At 71.9% G+C, this 13,368-nt stretch carries 13 protein-coding genes; 8 read left to right on the forward strand and 5 right to left on the reverse strand.

Annotation, left to right across the window (positions count from 1 at the left end; translation table 11 throughout):
- Positions 1 to 393: zinc-binding dehydrogenase (locus tag ACWGJ2_RS35580; protein ID WP_453350494.1), on the forward strand; the 393-nt coding region annotated here is incomplete at its 5' end.
- Positions 394 to 479: 86 nt separating this feature from the next.
- Here ACWGJ2_RS35580 and ACWGJ2_RS35585 read toward each other — a convergent pair.
- Both ACWGJ2_RS35585 and ACWGJ2_RS35590 read right to left on the reverse strand, forming a co-directional pair.
- Positions 480 to 1,274 carry a tyrosine-protein phosphatase gene (locus tag ACWGJ2_RS35585; RefSeq protein ID WP_453350495.1) on the reverse strand — a complete coding sequence of 265 codons (795 nt, stop codon included), beginning with the start codon at positions 1,272 to 1,274 and terminating at the stop codon, positions 480 to 482.
- Between the two features lie 85 nt (positions 1,275 to 1,359).
- Positions 1,360 to 1,989: a TetR/AcrR family transcriptional regulator gene (locus tag ACWGJ2_RS35590; protein ID WP_453350496.1), complete on the reverse strand. Its 630-nt coding sequence runs from the start codon at positions 1,987 to 1,989 to the stop codon at positions 1,360 to 1,362.
- A 99-nt stretch (positions 1,990 to 2,088) separates the two neighbouring features.
- On the opposite strand from ACWGJ2_RS35590, the gene ACWGJ2_RS35595 reads away from it, so the two are divergent.
- The 6 genes from ACWGJ2_RS35595 to ACWGJ2_RS35620 all read left to right on the forward strand — a co-directional run bounded on the left by ACWGJ2_RS35595 (position 2,089) and on the right by ACWGJ2_RS35620 (position 7,092).
- Entirely contained in the window at positions 2,089 to 2,736 is a 648-nt protein-coding gene (locus tag ACWGJ2_RS35595) for an alpha-ketoglutarate-dependent dioxygenase AlkB family protein (protein WP_453350497.1), read from the forward strand.
- Between the two features lie 215 nt (positions 2,737 to 2,951).
- Positions 2,952 to 5,093, forward strand: a complete 2,142-nt coding sequence (locus ACWGJ2_RS35600) for a sensor histidine kinase (RefSeq protein WP_453350498.1) — start codon at positions 2,952 to 2,954, stop codon at positions 5,091 to 5,093.
- Between the two features lie 36 nt (positions 5,094 to 5,129).
- Positions 5,130 to 5,546 carry a roadblock/LC7 domain-containing protein gene (locus ACWGJ2_RS35605; protein ID WP_453350499.1) on the forward strand — a complete coding sequence of 139 codons (417 nt, stop codon included), beginning with the start codon at positions 5,130 to 5,132 and terminating at the stop codon, positions 5,544 to 5,546.
- Between the two features lie 8 nt (positions 5,547 to 5,554).
- Positions 5,555 to 5,950 (forward strand): DUF742 domain-containing protein, encoded by a 396-nt coding sequence (locus tag ACWGJ2_RS35610; RefSeq protein WP_453350500.1) that lies wholly within the window; start codon positions 5,555 to 5,557, stop codon positions 5,948 to 5,950.
- On the forward strand, positions 5,928 to 6,533 hold the full coding sequence (locus tag ACWGJ2_RS35615; protein ID WP_453350501.1) for a GTP-binding protein: 606 nt from the start codon (positions 5,928 to 5,930) through the stop codon (positions 6,531 to 6,533). Before ACWGJ2_RS35610 ends, ACWGJ2_RS35615 begins: the two co-directional genes overlap by 23 nt.
- Positions 6,523 to 7,092 (forward strand): GAF domain-containing protein, encoded by a 570-nt coding sequence (locus tag ACWGJ2_RS35620; protein ID WP_453350523.1) that lies wholly within the window; start codon positions 6,523 to 6,525, stop codon positions 7,090 to 7,092. The genes ACWGJ2_RS35615 and ACWGJ2_RS35620 overlap by 11 nt, the downstream gene beginning before the upstream one ends.
- A gap of 96 nt (positions 7,093 to 7,188) precedes the next feature.
- On the opposite strand, the gene ACWGJ2_RS35625 is transcribed toward ACWGJ2_RS35620, so the two are convergent.
- The gene (locus ACWGJ2_RS35625) at positions 7,189 to 8,394 is read right to left on the reverse strand and encodes an acyl-CoA dehydrogenase family protein (RefSeq protein ID WP_453350502.1); all 1,206 of its coding nucleotides are present in this window, start codon (positions 8,392 to 8,394) and stop codon (positions 7,189 to 7,191) included.
- An 894-nt stretch (positions 8,395 to 9,288) separates the two neighbouring features.
- Here ACWGJ2_RS35625 and ACWGJ2_RS35630 point away from each other — a divergent pair.
- On the forward strand, positions 9,289 to 10,182 hold the full coding sequence (locus tag ACWGJ2_RS35630) for an alpha/beta fold hydrolase (protein ID WP_453350524.1): 894 nt from the start codon (positions 9,289 to 9,291) through the stop codon (positions 10,180 to 10,182).
- Between the two features lie 151 nt (positions 10,183 to 10,333).
- Here ACWGJ2_RS35630 and ACWGJ2_RS35635 read toward each other — a convergent pair whose 3' ends face one another.
- Together ACWGJ2_RS35635 and ACWGJ2_RS35640 are read right to left on the reverse strand one after the other, a co-directional pair.
- Entirely contained in the window at positions 10,334 to 12,532 is a 2,199-nt protein-coding gene (locus ACWGJ2_RS35635) for a putative bifunctional diguanylate cyclase/phosphodiesterase (RefSeq protein ID WP_453350503.1), read from the reverse strand.
- Positions 12,529 to 13,350 (reverse strand): SAM-dependent methyltransferase, encoded by an 822-nt coding sequence (locus tag ACWGJ2_RS35640; protein ID WP_453350504.1) that lies wholly within the window; start codon positions 13,348 to 13,350, stop codon positions 12,529 to 12,531. Before ACWGJ2_RS35640 ends, ACWGJ2_RS35635 begins: the two co-directional genes overlap by 4 nt.
- Positions 13,351 to 13,368 lie beyond the last annotated feature (18 nt).

The raw sequence follows: 13,368 nt of genomic DNA on the forward strand, positions 1-13,368 counted from the left end.
AGGTTCGTCGAGGGTTTCGGCGCCGACGAGGTGATCGACTACACGGCGGCCGACTTCACCGGGGCGGTCCGCGACATCGACGTCGTGCTCGACACGCTCGGCGGCGAGGCCGCCGCGCGGTCGCTCGAAGTGCTCCGCCCAGGTGGCCACCTGGTGACGGCGGTCGCCATGGGCGACACGCGGCTTGCCGCCACGTACGAGGCGGCCGGCATGCGCTTCAGCGGCATCGCGGTCGATCCCGATCCGGTCGCCCTGCGCGGTCTCGTCGGACTCGTCGAGCAGGGCAGGCTCCGGGTGCACGTGGGGGAGACGTTCCCGTTCGAGCGGGTGGCCGACGCACACCGGCTGCTCGACGGCGGCCACCTCCAGGGCAAGCTCGTCCTCACCGTCTGACCCCGTCACTGTCCGATCCCGTCGCGGGGCCTCGCGCGGGGCCCCGCGACGGCGAGGACGCCGACGACGTGGGGGCGCCCGGCGGCTCAGCCCTCCAGCAGCCGGTCCCGCAGCCGCTCCAGCGTGGCGGGGGAGAGCTTCAGCCCCTCGGTCAGATACGCCTCTGCCCCGCCCCACTTCTCGTCCATCGCCTCGAAGGCGGCGGCGAGGTAGGTGGGGCGCGCGTCGAACAGCGGGGACAGCAGCTCCATCACCTCGGGCGACATGCCCGCGCGGGAGCTGGGGCTGCGGTGCACCTTGTAGCGCCGGTGCGGGGAGTTGGACTTCAGGTAGTCGGCCTCGATGGCCTCGCGCTCCACGCCGAGTGCCAGCAGCGTCACCGCGATGGACAGGCCCGCGCGGTCCTTGCCCGCCGCGCAGTGCATCAGCGCGGGCACGCTGTCCTCGGCGAGGGAGTGCAGCACCCTGCTGTGCTCCTCGGTACGCCGCCTGATCATGGTGCGGTACGAGCCGATCATCCGCTCCGCGCCCTGGTCGTCGGAGAGCACCGCGCGCAACTGGTCCAGCTCGCCCTCGCGCACCATCCGCCAGAACTCCGCGCCGTCGGCGGGGTCCGTCAGCGGGATGTTCACGTTGCGCACGCCGGGCAGTTCGATGTCCGGGCCCTCCAGCGCCTGGTCGGCGGAGTTGCGGAAGTCGAAGACGGTGTGGAGCCCGAGCCCGCCCAGGAACGCCGCGTCCTCGTCCGTCGCGTGCGCGAGGTGGCCGCTGCGGAAGAGCACACCATGCCGTACCCGGCGCCCGTCCTCGGTCGGCAGCCCGCCGACGTCGCGGAAGTTCCGCACTCCGGTGAGGCTGGTCTCGGCGGACTGCTGGGTCACGGGCGCTCCTCGTCTCTGGGGTGGCCGGTCGTCTCGTCTCTGAGGGCCGACCCTGCCGACGATACGACATGGGTGCCGTGGGCAATCAGTGCCGTGCGCGTGACTCCCGCGACAGCGCCCCGGGCTCCAGACCCAGCTCGCGGGCCAGCGCCTCGTCGACCCAGACCTCCATGCGGCGACGGGCGAGCGCACGCGGATACGCGGTCGTCCGGACGGCGAGCCCGTCCAGCAGCGCGGTCAGCCGCCAGGCGGCGCCGTGCGGGTCCCCGCAGGTGAACTCACCGGCCTCCGTGCCCTCCGCGATCACCTCGGCCAGCGCGCACTTCCACCGCTTGTCCAGGTTCTCGCCGACGGCCCGCAGCTCCGGCTCGCGCAGCGAGGCGGCCCAGCCTTCGATCCACAGCTTCCAGCCCTTGGCCCGCCCCGTCGGCGCGTACCAGCGCACCGCGGCACGCAGCCGCCGCAGCGCCGAGCCGCGCCGTGACAGGAGGGTGGTCAGCTGGTCGAGATCGCCCTCGGCCGCGTGCGCGAAGGCGGCGGAGACCAGCTTCTCTTTGGTGTCGAAGTGGTAGAGGACGAGCGCGTTGCTGATGCCCAGCTCCTTGGCGACGTCCGCGATGCGCAGTGCCGCGACCCCGCGCTCCTCGATCTGCCGGACCGCCGCGCCCAGCAGTTCCTCGCGCCGCTCCGCCACGCTTAACCGGACCCTTGCCACGCCGTCACCCTACACAGCGGGAGGGGTCTCGACGTGTGCTCTCGCAGGGCCGCGGGCGGCCTCCCGCGAGGGCGCGCGCGGCCCGCCTACCCTGGCGGGGTGAGCGACGAGCTGTTCCCGCTCCCGGCGGCCGAGGTCGCGCCGGGGGCCGTGCACCTGCCGGGCCGGCTGGACGCGGAGGCCCAGCGCGAGCTGCTCGCGGCGTGCCGCGAGTGGGCGATGCCGCCCGCCGGGCTGCGCACGGTGCGCATGCCCGGCGGCGCGCGTATGTCGGTGCGCCAGGTGAGCCTGGGGTGGCACTGGTATCCGTACGGCTACGCGCGCACGGTGACCGACGGCGACGGCTCGCCGGTGAAGCCCTTTCCCGGCTGGCTGGGGGAGTGGGCACGTCAGGCAGTGCAGAGGGCGTACGGGGAAGAGTCGTGCGCGGCGGCGTACGACATTGCGCTCATCAATTTTTACGACGATGAAGCGCGCATGGGGATGCACCGCGACAGCGACGAACACTGCGCCGCTCCCGTCGTTTCCTTCAGCCTCGGGGACGCCTGCGTATTCCGGTTCGGAAACGCGGAAAGCCGTGGGCGACCATGGGCGGATGTGCGGCTGCGCAGCGGCGACGCCTTTGTCTTCGGCGGCCCGAGCCGCCTCGCCTACCACGGCGTTCCCCGTACGGAACCCGGTTCCGGCCCGCCTGGCCTGGGGCTGCGCGGGCGGGTGAACGTCACCGTGAGGGCCCTCGGGGAATGAGGTAACTTCCGCATTCCGCAAGGGAGTTGTGATCGGATATTCCATTCAAACGAATGCCCGAGATTTTCACTCTCACGGGGCTGGCGAAGGGTGGCGAATATGTCATCCGCTTCCTTGCGGAGTTGTTGTGACAGCTAGCGTGGCAACGGCGCTGTGAGAGCCGTCGTGCCCCTGAGCGAGCCCGTCACCAGATCTCGACTTCACCGAGGATTCCGATGCCCGAACCTCTGAGTTACGCGGTGCAGACAGGAAGGGGAACGTCCGGTCCCGGTTATGTTCCGGCCGCTCCGGGCCCTCAGCAGGGCCCCTCCACCACACCCGGCACACACGGAACACCCGGAGCACACGGTTCGCGGGGCCGCCACGGCAAGACCCCCGCGCCCGAGACCGCCAAGGACGCCGCCGCGCGCCGGCGCATGGTGCGCATGGCCGTGCTCCCCGCCGGAATCGTCGCGGTGACCGCGTCAGCCGTCGTCGCCTACGTGATGACGGCCGAGGGCGGACTCGACGCGACCGGAGCCCCCACCGACGATACCCACGGCACCGTGCTGTGGAGCGTCCTCGCGCTCGCCCTCCTGCTGGTCTGCGCGGCCGTCGCAGGAGGCGCCCTCCTCGCCTCCTCCGAGGCCAGGGGCACCGCCGAACGCTACGCCGCGCTGCGCCGCTCCACCGTACGCAGCCATGCCGAGGTCCGCGCCCTGCTCCAGCGTTTAGAACAGGGCGAGCGCCCCAGGCCGCGCAGCCAGCCGCCGCTGCCCGAACTCCCCGGTGACGCCGACGCGCTCGACCTCCTCGCCCACGAACTCGGCCGCGCCCAGCGCGCGGCGGAGGCCGCCGTCACCGATGCCGCCGCGCTCGTGCGCAGCAGCTCCAACGGCAGCGACGAGAAGGTCGAGGTCTTCGTCAACCTCGCCCGCAGGCTCCAGTCGCTCGTCCACCGCGAGATCGAGCTGCTGGACGAGCTGGAGAACGAGGTCGAGGACCCGGACCTCCTCAAGGGCCTCTTCCACGTCGACCACCTCGCCACCCGCATCCGGCGCCACGCCGAGAACCTCGCCGTCCTCGGCGGCGCGGTCTCCCGCCGCCAGTGGAGCAGGCCCGTCACGATGACCGAGGTGCTCCGCTCGTCCATCGCCGAGGTGGAGCAATATCCGCGGGTCAAGCTCGTGCCCCCGATCGAGGGCACGCTGCGCGGGCACGCGGTCGCCGACATCATCCACCTGCTGGCCGAACTGGTGGAGAACGCCACCGTCTACTCCGCGCCCCAGACGCAGGTCCTCCTGCGGGCCCAGCACGTCACGGCGGGGCTCGCCGTCGAGGTCGAGGACCGCGGCCTGGGCATGACGGCGGCCGAGCAGAACCGCATGAACGCGGTGCTCTCGGACCCCGAGCCCATCGACGTGGCGGAGCTGCTCCAGGACGGCAGGATCGGCCTGTTCGTCGTCTCGGCCCTCGCACGGCGGCACGGCATCGTCGTACAGCTCCAGAGCAACATCTACGGCGGCGTCCAGGCCGTGCTGGTCCTGCCCCGCGTCCTCCTCGGCGACAACACGGAGAGCGTGGGCAAGCACGACGGGTCCCCGGAGGACGGCGCCTCCCCGACGGCGGCCACCGCGACGGCGCGCGCCGCGCGCGCCCGTGCCGAGTACGCGGGCGAGCCCGAGCGGGGGACCGGCCGGGCGATACCCGGGCAGGCCGCCCGGCCCTCCCTGCCGGAGGCCGCTCCGGGCGCGGGCCCGGGTCCGGGCCCGCGCCCGCCCGAGCGGCAGGGTCTGCCCGAGCGGGCCGCCCCCTCCGGGAGGAACGGGAGCAGCGGGCACCACGGGAACGGGAACGGGGAGCGGCCCCCGGCGCGGACCGCCGTGGGCGCACCGTACGAGCCGCCCGTACCGCCGGTGCCGGAGCCGCAGTACGCGCCGGAGGTGCCGGAGCCGTACGCGTCGGCGGCCCCGCACCCGCCCCACGCCCCCCACGTCGAGCCGTCCCCGCCCCCCGTGCCGGGCGAGCCGCACCACGCCCCGAACGGGCACGGCGAAGCGGCCACCGCACCCGCGCCCGCCCCGTACCCCGCCCCCCACGGCCTTGGCGACGCGGAAGGGCCGCGCCCCCGACTGCCCCGGCGCAGGCGCCAGGAACACCTCGTGCCCGAGCTGCGCGATCCCCCCAAGGCGCGCGGCCGCACGGACGGCGACGCCGACCAGGGGCACGACCCCGGTCTGATGGCCGCCTTCCGCAGGGGCACCAGCCTCGCCGAAGCCTCCGAGGGCGCCGAAGCCCCCGGCGCCCCTCCCCCCGCCGCCGGAGGGAGCCTCCCCCTCCCGGCCCCGGGTGGGGACTCCCCCCGTACCGCCCGTTGAGCGCGGGCCATCCGCCCCAAGGAGAAGAACGCGATCATGGTGAGCGAAGCGCCCATCGGCCAGCCGACAGATCTCTCCTGGCTGCTGACCGGACTCGTCCAGCGCGTGCCGCACTCGCACAGTGCCCTCCTGCTGTCCTCGGACGGCCTGGTGAAGTCCGCGCACGGCCTGGAGCCCGATACGGCGGACCACATGGCGGCCCTCGCCTCCGGCCTCTACTCCCTGGCGCGCAGCGCGGGGGTGCGCCTGGGCGAGGGCGGTGAGGTGCGACAGGTCGTGGTCGAGCTGGAGAACTCGCTCCTCTTTGTCTCCACAGCGGGGCAGGGGGCGTGCCTGGCCGTGCTCGCCGACCGGGACGCCGACGCCGCCGTGCTGGGCTACGAGATGGCGATGCTGGTCAAGAGCGTCCGGCCCTACCTGGCGACCCCGGCCAGGCAGCCGGCCGGACACTGAGCCGCGACATGCGAGGCGACCCCGTGGACCCCGTGGGGGGCGGGCCCTGGCTGGACGACGAGGCCGGCCGGCTGATCCGCCCGTACACGGTCTGCGACGGCAGGACCAAGCCCTCGGCACACTTCGACCTGATGACCCTGGTGATGGCCACGGGGTCGCGCCCCCAGAGCTATCTGGGCCCGGACCACAGCCATGTGCTGGGGCTGTGCGGCGGGCCCGTCTCGGTCGCCGAACTCGCCGCGCAGATACGGCAGCCCGCGGTGGTGACCAAGGTGCTGTTGTCCGACCTCGTGGACTGCGGCGCCATCACCGCGCGAGCCCCCACGCACACGGCGCGGGGGGCCGACCCGACCGACCGAGATCTGCTGGAGGCGGTGCTGGATGGGCTCCGTAAACGACTCTGAGGCGAGCGGCGCCGATCCGTTCCCGACCGCGCTGAAGATCCTGGTCGCGGGCGGGTTCGGGGTCGGCAAGACCACCCTCGTCGGCGCGGTGAGCGAGATCGAGCCGTTGAGCACGGAGGAACTGCTGACCCAGATCAGCGCGGCGACGGACAGCCTGGAAGGCGTGGAGAACAAGTCCACGACGACCGTCGCCATGGACTTCGGGCGCATCACGCTCGGCGCTGACCACGTCCTCTACCTCTTCGGCACCCCCGGCCAGGAGCGCTTCTGGTTCATGTGGGACGAACTGTCCGCCGGGGCGCTGGGCGCCGTGGTGCTCGCCGATACCCGCAGGCTCGAACACTGCTTCGCGGCCGTGGACTTCTTCGAGCGGCGGCGGATCGGCTTCATCATCGCCGTCAACGAGTTCGACGGCTCCTTCCGGTACGACCCGGAGGAGGTGCGCGCCGCCATAGACCTCAAACCCGACGTGCCTGTGGTGCTCTGCGACGCCCGGCAGGCCAGCTCCGGCACCCAGGTGCTGGTGTCCCTCGTCCAACATCTGATCGATTCAAGGAGCGCGCATGGCCCCGATGTCGTATGACCCGACCAGCCACCTCCTGCTCACCCCGGAGGACGCCGAGGCGCCCCGCAGGGTCGTGCGGCTGAGGGAGCTGGGGATCGGCGACGCACCCGTACCCGAGTTCGACGACTTCGCCCGCAACCTGGCCCGGGTGACCAGTGCTCCGTACGCGATGGTGAATTTCATCGACGAGCACAGGCAGTACTTCGCCGGGCTCTACACGCCCGCCGTCGACCAGGCCGTCGAGCTGGAGCCCTCCGGTTCCACTTCCGCGCAGCCAGGGCGTGTCATGGCCCGCGACCACGGCTACTGCCCGCACGTGATCGTGCGGCGCAAGGCGCTGGTGCTGGAGGACGTGTGCGACTACCCGCGCTTCGCGGGCAACCCCGTGGTCGACGAGATCGGCATCCGCTCCTACCTCGGCGCCCCCCTGATGGACCGCACCGGCATGGCGCTCGGCACGGTCTGCGTCGTCGCCCAGGAGCCCCGGCCGTGGGGGCGCCAGGGGCTGGAGACCATCAAGTCGATGGCCGCCGAACTGGTGGAACAGATCCGCCGGAGGGAACTGGGGGCCGTCTGACCCCCCGTGCCCCGCCCTTCCCCCGGGCACGCGGACGAGGGACGGGCGGGGCGGCACAGGAGGGCAAGAGGGCAGGAGGGCAGGAGGGCCGGGGTGTCAGGGCAACGCCGGGCTCGGATCCTTCCGCACCACGTCGGCGAGCCGGTCCGACCAGGAGCCCTTCGCGGTGCCCATGGCCACCTCGCCCAGCCGCAGCCGCTGGATGTCGGAGGTACCGGCGGGCGCGAAGATGTGGTGCGCGTCGCGCAGATAGCGCTCCACGGGGCGGTCGGTGAACAGGCCGCAGGCGGCATGGATCTCCATGGCGTTGCGGGCCGAGTCCAGCGCGTACTCGACGTTCACCAGCTTGGCGTTCATCAGCTCCGCGTCGCACGAGCTGCCCTGGTCCAGCAGATGCACGGCGTGGTAGGCGGCGAGCCGCGCGAGCATGAGCCGGGACTGCATCTGGCCCAGTTTGAGCTTGATGGCGCCGAGGTCGGCCAGCGCGGAGCCGTAGCGCTGCCGGTGCGCGCAGAAGGCCGTGGTCTCGTCCAGGATCGCCTGGTGGATGCCCAGCGAGACGGCCGTGAGGTTGGCCCGCCCGTACAGGACGCTGGAGGAGTACGCGACGGAGAGTCCGTCGCCCTCCTCGCCGAGGACGTTGGCGGCGGGGACGCGGCAGTTCTCGAAGCGCAGCTCCCCGAAGCTGAAACCGTGCAGGCCCATGGTCTCGCGCTGGCGCGCGAGGACGCAGCCGGGGCGGTCCGACTCGACGAGGAAGGCCGTCAGCCCCTTGGAGCCGGGTCCCGTGCGCATGACCACACCGTGCAGATCGCCGACGTGGCTGTTGCCGACGTAGACCTTGCCGCCGTTGAGCACCCACTCGTCGCCGTCGCGCACCGCGGAGCTGGTCATGCCGAGCACATGGCCTCCGGATCCGTGCTCGGTCACGGCGATGGTGGGCAGGCAGTCGCCGGAGGCGATCGCGGGCAGCCAGGTCTTCTTCTGCTCCTCGTTGCCGAAGTGAATGATTTTCGCGGCGCCGAGCTGGGACGCCTGGACCATCGCGCCCATCGCGCCGCTGACCCGGGACAGCTCCTCGATGATGACCGTCTTGGCGAGGTGGCCGGCACCCATGCCCCCGTACGCGCTGGGGACGGTGGCCCCTATCCACCCCTGCCGGGCTATGCGCCGGGAGAGGGGCCGGGACGCCGTGCGGTCCGCCTCCATCGCCGGTATCCGGGGCCTGACCTCCCGCTCCGCGAACTCCCGTACCGCAGCGCGCAACTGCTGGTGACGGTGGTCCGTGAAGTATCGATCCATGACGAGCCCTCCTCCGCGGTGTGCCTCCGCCGGGGTGACAGACGGAGGGTCTTCATCGGCAGCGGTCCCGTCCCCGACGAGTCCGGCGGATGTCCCGTGCACGGCACCGGGAAACGCATGGGCTGGTGACGGCTGAGGCCGGAGGTTTTTCCTTTTCTGACCGAGCCGGACCGTTCGGGGCGGGGAGTGGGAGTTGTTCGCGATCTGACGGTGTGTTCAGTACCCCCCGAGCATTACCCATTGGCATAGCCCTATTCCCCGTGACGTTGGCGTGTTCCGATGCGCCGCCGAATGAGGGTGTTATAGGCGAGGTGAGAGAAACTGTGCGAAGCCGTTGATGATCAGGCGCCGCGCGGCGCGGGGAGTGGGACGGGAACCCGACACTCTTCACGGTCAACCGTGAACCGGCGCGCACGGCGCTGGTGCCGTATCGCGGCACCGGACCGCACTCCGGGGAACCGCGACGACTCGCCGTACTGCCGTTCGTTGAACACGAAATGGCGCTTCCGGTGGTCGGAGAACCCCGACAGGCGTCCGGAGGAATTTCATCGTCCCGGCTACGACGGCAGTGCCTGGGACCGTATCCCGGTGCCGTCGGGCAAGAAGACCGAGACGACCGAGGGCTGTCGCGAGCCCGTCCGTCTGGATATCGAATACCCCTGGACCGGATACGAGAAGCCCGCGCCGCCTTAAATCCCCCACGAGTTCGATGCGTCGGTTTCCTGTCGGCGCACGGGCGGGCGGTGACTGTGGAGACGATGCTGCGCGCCGTCTTCTTCCCGCCGACCGCACCTGCCACTACGGTTACCGCCTGTGAGCGGTCTGACGCGACCGGCGGGACGACGGAAGGCGGGCGACGTGGCAGTGGACGAGGCGCGGCGGGACTTCACGACGATGGCGGACGGCACACCCGTCGCCACGTACACCTGGCTGCCGCAGGGCACGCCACGCGCCCTGGTGCAGATCGCGCACGGCGCTGCCGAACACGCCCAGCGCTACGACCGCTTCGCCCGCTACCTGACCGCGCACGGCTACGCCGTGGCCGCGTCCGACCACCGCGGCCACGGCGGCACGGCCCAGCACACCGGCGGCTACGGCGTGGTGGGGGAGAGCGGCTGGCGCGCGACGGTCGAGGACCTGAAGGCGGTCGGCGATCGCGTGCGGGGCGAGCTGCCCGGGGGCCTCCCCTTCGTCTTCCTCGGGCACAGCATGGGCTCGCAGTTGGCCAGGGACTACGCGCAGGAGTACGGGCAGGAGCTGGCCGGGCTCGTCCTGTCGGGGACGTTCCGCTCGCTGCCGGGCAGCGAGGCGGAGACCGACATCCGGCGGCTGGAGCGGGAGATCGAGCAGGGCGGAAGGGACACGGCCTCGGACTTCGTCCCCGAACTCTTCGGCTCCTTCAACGACCCGTACCCCCACCGCACCGGCTTCGAGTGGCTCTCGCGCGACGAGGAGGAGGTGGACGTCTACGCCGTCGACGCGCGCTGCGGCTTCCCCTTCAGCGCCGGGCTCGCCCTGGACTGGGTGCGCGGCTCACGCAAGATCAACGACCCGGAGCAGCTCGGCCGCGTCCCCCGCGAACTGCCGGTGCACATCGCGGTGGGCGACCAGGACCCCTGCAACCAGGGGATGACGCTGGTCTACGAACTCCTGGAGGACTTCCGCTACCGAGGGCTGCGCGATCTGACCTGGCGCGGCTACGCGGGCGCGCGGCACGAGATCCTCAACGAGACCAACAGGGACGAGGTCCAGGCCGACCTGCTGGCGTGGCTGGACAAGCACGTCTGACGCGGCTCGGCCGTCCGACGCGCGCAGGAGCGCCGGAGCGGTCCGACGGTGCTGACGTGCGACGGTGCTGACGTGCGACGGTGCTGACCTCTGACGGTGCTGACGCGTCCGGCCGCCGTGCCCTTCGGACGCGTCAGCGTCGGCCGCCCCGTCAGGCCGAGGCCGCCCAGTCGTGGGCGAACTCGTCGGCAGAGGCGGGCCGCGCGTAGAACCAGCCCTGTGCCGTGTCGCAGCCCAGTTCGCGCAACTGGTCCGCCTGGTGCTCCGTCTCCACGCCCTCCACCGTCACGGCCAGCCCCAGCGCGTGTGCCAGCGAGACGATGCCCTCCACGAAGGTGACGTCCACCGGGTCGGCCGGGTGGCGCTGGAGCCCCTGGGTGAAGGAGCGGTCCAGTTTCAGCGTGGTCGCGGGCAGCCGCCGCAGGTTGGCGAGGTTCGAGTAGCCGGTGCCGAAGTCGTCCAGCGCGATGTCCACGCCCAGTTCGGCAAGTTGGCGCAGCGGTTTCAGCTCGTCCTCGTCGGCCCCGATCAGCGCGCTCTCGGTGACCTCCAGGCAGAGGGAGGAGGGGGCGACCCCGGCCGCCTCCAGGACGCTGATGGTGTCCTGCACCAGGTCGGGGTGGTGCAGTTGGCGCGGCGACAGGTTGACGTTCACCCGCAGCGGCCGGTCCTGCCGGGCCCGCGTGCTCCCGTACCGCTCCTGCCACGAGCACGCCTGGCGCACGGCCTGCTCCAGCACCCAGCGCCCGAGCGGCACGATGAGCCCGGTGTGCTCGGCGAGGGGGATGAAGCGGTCCGGGCCCAGCCTGCCGTGGACCGGGTGCTTCCAGCGGACCAGCGCCTCGGCGCCGTCGACCCGCCCGTCGCTCATCCTTATCAGCGGCTGGTACTCCAGGAAGAACTCGTCCCGCTCCAGCGCGCCCGGCAGATGGTTGGTGAGGCTGTGGCGGTCTATGGCGCGCGCGTCCGAGTCCGGGTCGGCCAGCTCGTAGCGGTTGCCGCCCGCGTCCTTCGCCCGGTACATGGTGATGTCCGCGCTGCGCAGGACCTCCTCGGGGCGCAGTTCGCCGCTGGGCCCCTCGACGATGCCGATGCTCGCCCGTACGGACAGATCGCGCCCGTCGATGGTGATCGGGGTCGCCAGCGCGGCCAGCGCCTGACGGGCCAGTTCGGTGACGTCCTCGCGGCCCGCCGGGTCGGTGATCAGGGCCACGAACTCGTCGCCGCCGATGCGCGCCACGAGGTGCCCTGGCGCCGCCGTACAGGACTGGAGCCGTTCGGCGACGGAGATCAGCAACTGGTCGCCGACCGCGTGGCCGAGGCTGTCGTTGACCGCCTTGAAGCCGTCGATGTCGAGATAGCACAGTCCGAAGCGCTTGACCCCGCTGGACGAGGAGAGGATGCGGTCCAGGCGCTCGGAGAACAGGGTGCGGTTGGGCAGCCCGGTCAGTTCGTCGTGCGTGGCCTCGTAGCGCAGCCGCAGATGGAGCAGCCTGCGCTCGGTGATGTCCTCCATCAGGGCGAGCTGATAGCGGGGTTCGCCGTCGGCGTCGCGCAGCAGGGAGACGGTGAGGTTGGTCCACAGGACGGTGCCGTCGGGGCGCTGGTACGGCTTCTCGACGCGGAAGTGGTCGCGCTCGCCGCGCACCAGCTCGCGGTGGAGCCGCCACACCTCGGGGGCGTCGTCCGGGTGTACCCACTCGTTGACGTTCCGCCTGCGCATCTCCTCCTCGGAGCGCCCGAACATGCGGGCCAGCGCGCCGTTGGCGTCGCGGATGCGGCCGTCCATGTCGGCGATGCTGATGCCGATGGTGGTGTCCTTGAACACCGCGCGGAACCGCGTCTCGCTGGCGTGCAGCGCCTCTTCGACGGCGGTCTGCGCGGCCAGCGCGGCGCGCGAGAGCGACTCCTGCTCGCCGAGCGTGCGGTCGCGCAGGGTCTGCGAGAAGCCCGCCGCGATGGCGTGCTGGAGGCGCGCGCAGCGCGCGCCCGCCTCGTCGGCGGGCAGGACGGGCGCGGCCTCCGGGTCGGCGGCGTACAGCGCGAGGTACGACTCGACGACGCCGAGGGCGTGCGGCAGCGCGTCCGGGCTGGTGCAGTGCCCCTCCACCAGCGCCTTGCCGACCTCGCGCCCCACGGCGGGCGAGAACGGCTGCGCGTGCAGGGCCTCGGCCAGCTTCCGCGCCAGCGGGTAGAGGTAGTCGGCGAACTCGGCGCGGGTCATGGAGGTCTGGGTCGCCGGATAGATGGCGCGGCTCCAGATCGTCGCGAACCTGCGGAGGCCGTCGTGCGGCTGTGTGTCTGTCTCTTTCTCGTCGAGCCCGTGGCGCTCGTGCGGCCCGGAATTCACCCGTCGATTCCCGCCTTGCGGCCCACGCCCGCGAACCCGCTGAGGACGACGCTGTCCTCCAGCTCGGGCGGGCTGTCCGGTCGCCAGTGGGGGAGGGTCACCAGTCCGGGATCGACCATCGCGAAGCCGTCGAAGAAGCGCGCGATCTCCTCGTGGGAGCGCATGACGAGCGGGGAGCTGGCCTTGCGGTAGACCTCCTGGATGCCCGTGCCGCCGTCGTTTCTCGGGCTCGCGCCGGGCGAGGCGTGGGTGACGACGAGCAGGCTGCCGGGTGCGAGCGCGTCGCCCAGTCTGGCGACGGTCTTCCACGGGTCGTCGCGGTCCTCGATGAAGTGGAGCAGCGCGACGAGCATCAGCGCCACGGGGCGGTCGAGGTCGATCAGCCGCTCCAACTCGGGGCTGTCGAGGATGTCCTGCGGCGAACGGAAGTCGGCGGAGACGATGCCGGCGCCCTCGTTCCCGTTCAGCACGGCGCGGCTGTGCGCGACGGCGACCGGGTCGTTGTCGACGTAGACCACGCGGGCGTCCGGATCGGTGGTCTGGGCCACCTCGTGGACATTGCCGAAGGTGGGGATGCCGGAGCCGATGTCCAGGAACTGGGTGACGCCCTCGCCGATGGCGTGGCGGATCGCGCGGCGCATGAAGGCACGATTCGCCTGCATGATCTTGGGAAGCCCCGGCCACGCGGCGATGGCGCGCTCGGCGGCGGTGCGGTCCACCTCGAAGTTGTGCGATCCGCCCAGGTAGTAGTCGTACATGCGGGACACGCTCGGCTTGTTCAGGTCTATGCCCTGTGGGGCCCAGGCGGGACGTTCCATCTAGGGGTCTCCAGCTCG

Source organism: Streptomyces sp. NPDC054796 (assembly GCF_053611545.1).

What these genes read in the sequence shown, in the direction of transcription:
- ACWGJ2_RS35600 (WP_453350498.1), top strand. Translation starts at nt 2,952, where the DNA reads ATGCCCGAACCTCTGAGTTACGCGGTGCAGACAGGAAGGGGAACGTCC.
- ACWGJ2_RS35605 (WP_453350499.1), top strand. Translation starts at nt 5,130, where the DNA reads ATGGTGAGCGAAGCGCCCATCGGCCAGCCGACAGATCTCTCCTGGCTG.
- ACWGJ2_RS35610 (WP_453350500.1), top strand. Translation starts at nt 5,555, where the DNA reads ATGCGAGGCGACCCCGTGGACCCCGTGGGGGGCGGGCCCTGGCTGGAC.
- ACWGJ2_RS35615 (WP_453350501.1), top strand. Translation starts at nt 5,928, where the DNA reads ATGGGCTCCGTAAACGACTCTGAGGCGAGCGGCGCCGATCCGTTCCCG.
- ACWGJ2_RS35620 (WP_453350523.1), top strand. Translation starts at nt 6,523, where the DNA reads ATGTCGTATGACCCGACCAGCCACCTCCTGCTCACCCCGGAGGACGCC.
- ACWGJ2_RS35625 (WP_453350502.1), bottom strand. Translation starts at nt 8,394, where the DNA reads ATGGATCGATACTTCACGGACCACCGTCACCAGCAGTTGCGCGCTGCG.
- ACWGJ2_RS35630 (WP_453350524.1), top strand. Translation starts at nt 9,289, where the DNA reads ATGGCGGACGGCACACCCGTCGCCACGTACACCTGGCTGCCGCAGGGC.
- ACWGJ2_RS35640 (WP_453350504.1), bottom strand. Translation starts at nt 13,350, where the DNA reads ATGGAACGTCCCGCCTGGGCCCCACAGGGCATAGACCTGAACAAGCCG.